The following is a 7,692-nucleotide window of genomic DNA, read 5'->3' on the forward strand; positions in this document are numbered from 1 at the left end:
CTAGCTTTGCAAACTATGATACTGCCAAAGTTTCCCTCTACTAGTTAGAAGCTCTTCGTAGCTTCCTTCCTCAACTATGCGGCCTTGCTCTAAAACAACAACTTTGTCAGCACGGGCAATTGTTGATAAACGGTGAGCGATCGCGATCACTGTTCGTCCCGTCGAAAGTTTTTCGATCGATTCTTGAACTAAGCGTTCTGTTACAGAGTCCAAGGCACTCGTTGCCTCGTCCAAGATTAGAATTTCTGGATCTCGGAGTAATGCGCGAGCGATCGCGATCCTTTGCCGTTGCCCACCAGACAACAAAACGCCTCGATCGCCTAAATGAGTATCTAGTCCTGCTGGTAAAGCCTGAATGAAATCCCAAGCATTCGCCATTTTGGCTGCACTGATAATTTTGTCTTCAGCAATATCGCTTAGTGCGTACGCAATATTATCGCGAACTGATGAATTAAAAATGAAAGTGTCCTGGCTCACGACTGCCATCTTTCGGCGAAATGAGTAAATTTCAATCTGTTTTAGATCGATTCCATCAACTAATATCTTGCCCCCAGTTGGATCATAAAACCGCGGTATAAGATCCGCCAAAGTCGTTTTCCCTGCTCCAGAAGAACCGACTAAAGCTGTCATTTCACCACGCTTAATTTCCAGATCAATGTCTTTCAAAACAAGAGAATGTTCATCATAGCCAAATCTAACTGAATCAAATACAATGCCTTCTGTAAGCGGACTATATGTCAGATAGCCATTCTGAAAAAGAGGTTTGCCATTTATATCTAGCAATTGCTTAGTGGCTTCTACAGCTCCTTGATACTTGTTAATTCGGCTTCGGGCGTTATTTAGCTGTCGAATAATCGGTAGCGTTCGAATGAGCACAAACAAGAAAGTGAGCAGTGAAGCAGTTCCCAGTTGGCCATTAGGAATGAGCACAGTGAAAGAAAAAAGTAAGACGCCCAATGCAACTAACGTCAAAACTGTTTCAGGAATCGGCTCAACAACTGCTCTAATTTTCCAAGTTTTACTGTCCGCCTTAAAAACCTGAAAAATTCTATCGCCGAGCTTTTGCCGTTCATGATCTTGAGCTGCAGAAACCTGAATAGTACGAATGCCATTAATAAACTCAATCCCAGTAGACGTATAAGCACTTCGGGCAGCACTCATTTGAAAGCTGAGTTCGCGGATTATGCTAAACAATCTTGTTGTCAACACTGAGATTATAAGGAATAGTAGAACGATTAGAATAGTGAGCTGCCAAGATATCCATAAAATAGATATTGTATACACCAACAAGATAGAGCTCCTTGTGAACATGAAGGAGACTATTTCAAATACATTTTTAAGTTCGGTTACTTCTGTCGTCAGACCGTTAATTAGGTTCCCAGAACGGCTCTTGGTGAAGAAAGCCAGGCTTAAGTTCTGGAGATTTTCAAAAATTCTAATCTGCAAATAATATACGAGTTTGCTTTGAGCCAAACCACTATATGCTATGCTCAGAGTGGTAAAAGTTGCTTGCAAAAAACTAGCAAGTACGAGCACTGCAGACATCCGATAGATTCGATCAGTAACTGATAAATTGATTCCCAAAATATGAATATCAATCCAGTTGATGCCAGTCTGAATAGGAGCAACATCTGGCTCAGTCAAGCCTTGCAGAAAAGTCAAAATAAACCCAATATTTAATCCTTGAAAAACAGAAGACAAGAGGGTAAAGATTATGGCGATCACAATAATCCCTCGAAAGCTATTTAATTCTCTCAGTATCAAATAGTTTTCACGCCAAAAACTCGATTTTTTGAAGATAAATGGTTTTATAGACATGGATTACATACACTCTTTTCGGTGTTCTTGACAAAGCTAGAGAGATCAATTGCGTGTCAGTGCTTGAGGTTGTTTCAGCACTAATGTCTCTCGACTATTAATATACGAAGACGGCGAAGAGCTTTCGCCATTAGCAATCAACCCGACTACATCTAAAGATTTGAGTATCGTTCCTGTTGATTTCAAATCATCATGAGTTACTTGATCTAACCGGGTCACTAGCACTACACCATCACAAATTCCGGCGATTTTAGTCGCGTCAGCTGTCCCTAACAGCGGTGAGGTGTCCACTAAGACAATGTCATAGATGTCTCGATACCGAACCAGCATATGCTGCAACCAGGGAGAACTTAATAACATCAAAGGGTCGGCTGGCATCCCTCCAGCTGGCAAGACATCAAACCGTGCAGAACCGACTTGACTAGGCTTAAAGGCTTGGGGAACAGTGTTATGCTCTAACGCTGTGACTAAGTCTTGCCCATGCTCGATCGACAATTCTTCCTTTAAGTTCGATGACCGTAAATCAGCATCGATCACTAACACCTTCTGACTCATCCGGGCCAAACTGTACGCTAGCCCCAAGACAACTGTCGTCCGCCCCTCCTCAGGCATCCCTGACGCGATCGCCAACACCTTGAACTTGCCCTGATAGCGCAGCTGCAGTAAGTTACTAATGACGTCTATCGACTCGCGAAAAGCCGGATATAAAAACGGTTGAATCAGCGTAGATCCACGCACATAATTCGAAGATTGCGAAACTTGCTGAAACAGCATAGAGCGGAAATCTTCTGGCGTACTTGCATCAACCCAAGGTAAGGCACCAATAAGAGGAAAAGATACTTGCTTTTGTAAGTCGCTCAAGCTTTGCACCGTAGTGTCGGTCATTTCACGTACAAAGGCCAAGACCCCGCCGATAAAGACCCCAACCACACCCCCTAACGCGATAGTCTTCAGCGGACTCGAACTAATATTACGTCCAATTTCTGGCATTTCAACCACTTGCCAGTTATAGCCTTCTCGTGACAGCTCAGAAGCCACCTTCTCTCGCTCTTCTAGGAGTCTTTGAAGGGTTGCTCTCTCCGTCTCTACTTCCGGTTGGAGTTGATCATATTCTGAAATTAGTGCCGGATAAGAATCTAGAATTTCTCCTAATTGACTCTCCTGAATCAGCAAGCTCTCACGCCGAGCATTCAAGCTTTGAAAAGAACTATCAGTTGCCAAAAATTGAGAGATCAAAGAGATATCTACTGTTCCCAATTGCAAATATGAAGCAAGGTCTGGAGTGAACTGACCAACTGGAGTTTTAACAATATCGCTGATAGTGTTGTTCAGAATCTGCTTTTGATTACGCTGCTGCTCTAGCAAAAGTTGAACCGTAGGGTCGGCATCAGTAAAGACACTACGCCGCTCCGCCAGGGCCAACTCTATTTGTTGTATCTCGGCAAGCAGAGTTTGAATCTGTGGCGATTCGCTGAGCCGCGACGCAATCAAGGCTGAGGCTGGGGAAAATCCTAATTGTTCTTCATATAACTGGTACTGAGCTTGTAACTCAGATAGATTGGCTTCCAGTTGTCGGCGTTCTTCTTGAACAGTGATCAGACTAGCAGCAGCCTCCTGAGCTTGGACATTAGGATCAATCAAGTTGGAGTCTTCACGAAATTGTTTGAGTGCGTTTTGCGCCTGCTGTAAACTGATTCGAGTTGAATCAAGTTGGTTGTCAATATGATTTAAGCCGCGTCTCAAGCGATTCTGCTGCCGAGCTTCGTTATATTCCAGATAAACTTCTTGCAATTCTTCTAAAAAGCGTTGAGCCAAAGCTGGATCTTCTGAAGAATAAGTTGCCTTGAATATTCGAGTTTCTGCATCATCGTCGACGAGTCGATTCAATTTATAATTAGACTTAACGGCATCAATCGTCAACTCGGGATATTGACTGATTAACGCATTGACCGCTTGCTCTAGAAACTGCTCGCTTCGCAATAGGTTAAGTTGTGTAGCATAGTCAATGTCATCGCTAGACAACTCTTCGTAGGGGGTTAAATCAGAAGCCTGTAACTGATCCTGAAAGTTAGGTTCAATCAACAGTTGCATCGTACTCCTGTAAACAGGTTTCTGTGTGAATGCTCGAAGCGTTGCAAGCGTTACAGTAAACAACAAAGCCCCTAATACCCAAGGCCAACGCCTGAGAATAATTTGAAGCAGTTTGCCATAGCCAAAGTCTTCCGTTTGTGGCTGCGTGAGCTGCGGCTCTGAAATAGAAGAAACACTATCCATATATGAGCAATCGAACTAATGATAAAGATATCGGTACGATTATTATGTAGATGCTAATTCGTTTCCAACCATAGTAGGAAGAGAGTTCTCTAAAAAAATATCAACTTCTTTAAAAAAGGTACGTTTCGTAAATCTCTCCTTGGCGTAATCATGGATCACCTCATAATTCCATTTCATCTGTCTCGCTTCCAGCAAGGCACTTATCAGAGCCTCTGGCGTCTGCTCCTCAAAAAACAAGCCTGTGACGCCTGGTCTTTGGGTGTCTAGAACTCCTCCGGCTCCATAAGCAATGACTGGAGTACCACTAATATTAGACTCAATTGGCACGAGACCATAATCTTCTAAGGCCGCAACAATCACCATTTTAGCTTTGCCCATTAGCTGCCTACGACGCTCGTCATGAACATGCCCTAAAAAAGTTACGTTACTGTGGGCCATAGCTTGTAAGCGTTTGCGTTCGGGGCCATCACCAATAATCATCAACGGCCAGCCTAGGACATTGAATGCCTCAATGATGATATCTATCCGTTTATAGCTCAGGAATCGAGAGGACACCAGATAATAGTCGTCTTTTTGATTAGAGAAAGAAAATTGGCTTTCATCAATTGGGTAGTTAATGACCGTCGCAGGACGTCCGTAATGGTGTCGTATCCTATCTGCGACAACACTCGAGTTGGCAATGTAAAAATCTGGCTCCTGGGCATATTTCAGATCAACTTGTCGTAGCTGTCGAAAAACAACTTCTAGCAACGGGTGAAACGCTTGATATCGCTCAAATCCCTGCAAGTAGGTTTCTGTATCCCAGAGAAAGCGAGTCACATTGTGACAAAAGCAAACATGCTTAGCATGTTTGCTTTTGCGAACGCTTTTAGCGAAACTCGTGGTGCTACTTAGAATCAGATCGTAACTCTCAAGATTTAACAACCTGAAAGCTGGAAAGTAAAGCGGCGCAAACATCCTAAAGTGCCGAGCAGCTCCAGGGATCCTTTGTAGCTGAGTTGTATTGACTATTCGATCCCTTAATTCGATGGTTGCCTGTGGATCATATAGTGATGTGTAAATATCAGCCTCAGGAAAGTGATGGCACAGCAATTCAAAAACTCGCTCTGCCCCACCTTTCTGAGTGAGATAATCGTGAACTAAAGCAATTTTCATGTCATAGGTGCCCAAGATCTTAAAAAACCTGGCTTACATACTTCCAATTACTCACCAGCATGACTAAGACGATGGCTCAGTATGCTTGACAGTAAAAGCATGCAAAAGAGTTAACTTTTTGTTAAAGCAACCTTAATGTACATGGACAAACATTTTCTGGCAAGCATTCAGCAATTTCTTTTTTATTGATTTAACAAACACCAAAGCAGCTCTGTTGGCTTCAAGAGCCTTCCATACGGCGTAATAGGCGACTTCCTCTTTGGTGCAAACTCATCAAGTCTTCTTGCCATCAGGCGGTATTTGAAGATTCTGTATGGTTAACTCTTACGAGGGAGATGAAGCCTTCTGTCAGGGTTATTACGGTCTATGCTGATGGCAGACCTAAGATATTCACGAGAGCGGTTCCGGAAGTTTAGTGCTTCTAGAAAACTCACAGACTCTTCACGTATATGTTCAGGGAATCAACTCTAGGCTCGTCGACAAGTTGCAGCACATTTATGCTATTGGTCAGATTCTCCAAATCATCAGACAACAAGCAGCGAACGCCCGCAGCGTACCGGACGGAGATGGCAGTGATCTGAAGAGTCCTCTCTGGTCTTAAAACAGACAAAAATCATACCCAGCTAGTTAAAGTTGAAAGTAGAGAGTCGCTCTGTTCTTTTCTGGGACGCTCGGTAAAAGAACAAGCGACATGGGTGTGTACCGTCTGTTTACTGTTTTACGACGCTGTTATGCATTTTCTTTTTCAGTTACGGTTCACACCATCAGCCTTGGTGGTCATGGCAATAGTGGCTAGCGTTGGCTGGCATCAAGCGGTTAATGCTGACGAGCTCTTTGATTGTGACGATAGTTGTGATGACGTTTTATCTGAATTTGATATTCGCCCGATAGAGGAGCCAGATAAGCTTGAGGAGATTACCGATTCAGTATCCGAATATCGGCTGGGGCCAGGTGATTTATTAGATATTCAGATTTTGGCTGCAGAAGAATATAGTGGCGAAGTCATTGTGACTCAAGATGGCTCAATCAATCTGCCACAAGCGGGCCGCGTGATAGTGGAAGGATTAACCATTCAGCAGGCGATCGCAGTAGTTGCCGCGCGATATGCCGAATTCATCCGTCAGCCGATTGTCAACATTCAGCCCATTCGGTTTCGCCCTGTGCGTATTGGCATTGCTGGTGAAGTAAAACGCCCAGGCTCTTATATTGTTTCAAGCTTAGACAATTTCAATGAGTCAAATGTCCAAGACTCACGTTTTCCAACCCTTACCCAGATTATTTCTCAAGCTGGTGGCATTACTGCAGACGCCAATCTGCGAGCAGTTGAAATTAGACGTAATCTTGGCCGAGATCAAGCAACAGTCATTAGTGTTGATCTATGGGATTTGGTAGTCACCGGCAATCTTGATCAAGATCCTATTCTTTTGAGTGATGACGAGGTTTTGATTCCGACGGCTACTGCTTTGTCCCCTGAAGAACTAGCTCTACTGTCAACTGCGAGCTTTGCGCCTGACACTATTCAAGTTTACGTCTCAGGAGAGGTAGAAGAACCGGGAGTGCTAGACGTACCGCTGAATACACCGTTAAATCAGGCTTTATTAGCTGCGGGGGGCTTTAACCCAAGAGCGAACCGTAGTTACGTAGAGTTATTGAGAGTAAATCCTAACGGGACAGTTGTACAGCAGAATGTTGATATTGACTTTTCGGCGAATATTGCAGCAGCTAACAATCCAATTTTGAAAGATCAAGATGTCATTGTGGTTAATCGTTCTGGCTTAGCCCAAACTGGAGACATAACGGATATTCTCCTGAGTCCAATTACGCGAGTTTTGAATACGATATTAGGGGTAAATCGGTTGCTGCAATAGTATCGACTGTTGGGTGAGTTGCAAGCTTGTGATGGCATCAATGATGTTTTTGCTGATCTGACAAGTCGAGGAAAGATAAACCATCAAGATTGGCGTAGAGTCTCTGAGCTAGACAAGACTGGGGGCCGGAACGGCTCTGTTCACTCTGTGACTCATTGGGTACTTTACAGTCATACCGTGATTGGCAAGGGCAACTAAGTGGGCAGGCACAATTATTTCGTAGACGGGTTTCGACTCCGCTCAACCCTCAACTTCTGACCTGCCAAGCAATATTGCTGGTTGAGCGGAGTCGAAATCAGCCACCAGACTACCGTTTAAATAGGCCCAACTACTTACAACTCAGGGCTTGCAGGTTAACTGAATATAAGCAGATTTCATGATGCCCATCTGGCTAAGCTTCGACTCCATTGAGTTTCTGTTTGCCTGAAGACATCAGGAGTAGCAAACGATGACTTGCCTTGGCACCGTCGACACCCTATGGTGATTACCCCTGTGAGCCAGCCCTTAGTGGTGCAGAAAAGTCCTGAGAGTATTGATGTAGCTAGATTCTCAGATTGAGAAGGGGAGCCATCTGTGA

At 43.9% G+C, this 7,692-nt stretch carries 4 protein-coding genes; 1 reads left to right on the top strand and 3 read right to left on the bottom strand.

From position 1 onward, the window contains the following. From hepA to JUK32_RS19575, 3 genes are read right to left on the bottom strand one after another with little or no spacing between them, the layout of a single operon-like run. On the bottom strand, nucleotides 1-1,818 hold the full coding sequence (gene hepA, locus JUK32_RS19565; RefSeq protein WP_204140545.1) for a heterocyst formation ABC transporter subunit HepA: 1,818 nt from the start codon (nucleotides 1,816-1,818) through the stop codon (nucleotides 1-3). Between the two features lie 45 nt (nucleotides 1,819-1,863). Then, the gene (locus tag JUK32_RS19570; RefSeq protein ID WP_204140546.1) at nucleotides 1,864-4,092 is read right to left on the bottom strand and encodes a tyrosine-protein kinase domain-containing protein; all 2,229 of its coding nucleotides are present in this window, start codon (nucleotides 4,090-4,092) and stop codon (nucleotides 1,864-1,866) included. A 42-nt stretch (nucleotides 4,093-4,134) separates the two neighbouring features. Beyond that, nucleotides 4,135-5,247, bottom strand: coding sequence for a glycosyltransferase (locus JUK32_RS19575; RefSeq protein ID WP_204140547.1), 1,113 nt, complete (start codon nucleotides 5,245-5,247; stop codon nucleotides 4,135-4,137). Between the two features lie 731 nt (nucleotides 5,248-5,978). On the opposite strand from JUK32_RS19575, the gene JUK32_RS19580 reads away from it, so the two are divergent. Beyond that, nucleotides 5,979-7,115, top strand: a complete 1,137-nt coding sequence (locus tag JUK32_RS19580; protein ID WP_204140548.1) for an SLBB domain-containing protein — start codon at nucleotides 5,979-5,981, stop codon at nucleotides 7,113-7,115. The last annotated feature ends 577 nt before the right edge of the window (nucleotides 7,116-7,692 follow it).

The sequence above is a fragment of the Halomicronema sp. CCY15110 genome, from assembly GCF_016888165.1.
In the GTDB taxonomy this organism is placed as follows: Bacteria; Cyanobacteriota; Cyanobacteriia; order Phormidesmidales; family Phormidesmidaceae; genus Halomicronema.

Coding starts and splice junctions, on each gene's coding strand:
- hepA (WP_204140545.1), bottom strand. CDS start 1,818: ATGTCTATAAAACCATTTATCTTCAAAAAATCGAGTTTTTGGCGTGAA.
- JUK32_RS19570 (WP_204140546.1), bottom strand. CDS start 4,092: ATGGATAGTGTTTCTTCTATTTCAGAGCCGCAGCTCACGCAGCCACAA.
- JUK32_RS19575 (WP_204140547.1), bottom strand. CDS start 5,247: ATGAAAATTGCTTTAGTTCACGATTATCTCACTCAGAAAGGTGGGGCA.
- JUK32_RS19580 (WP_204140548.1), top strand. CDS start 5,979: ATGCATTTTCTTTTTCAGTTACGGTTCACACCATCAGCCTTGGTGGTC.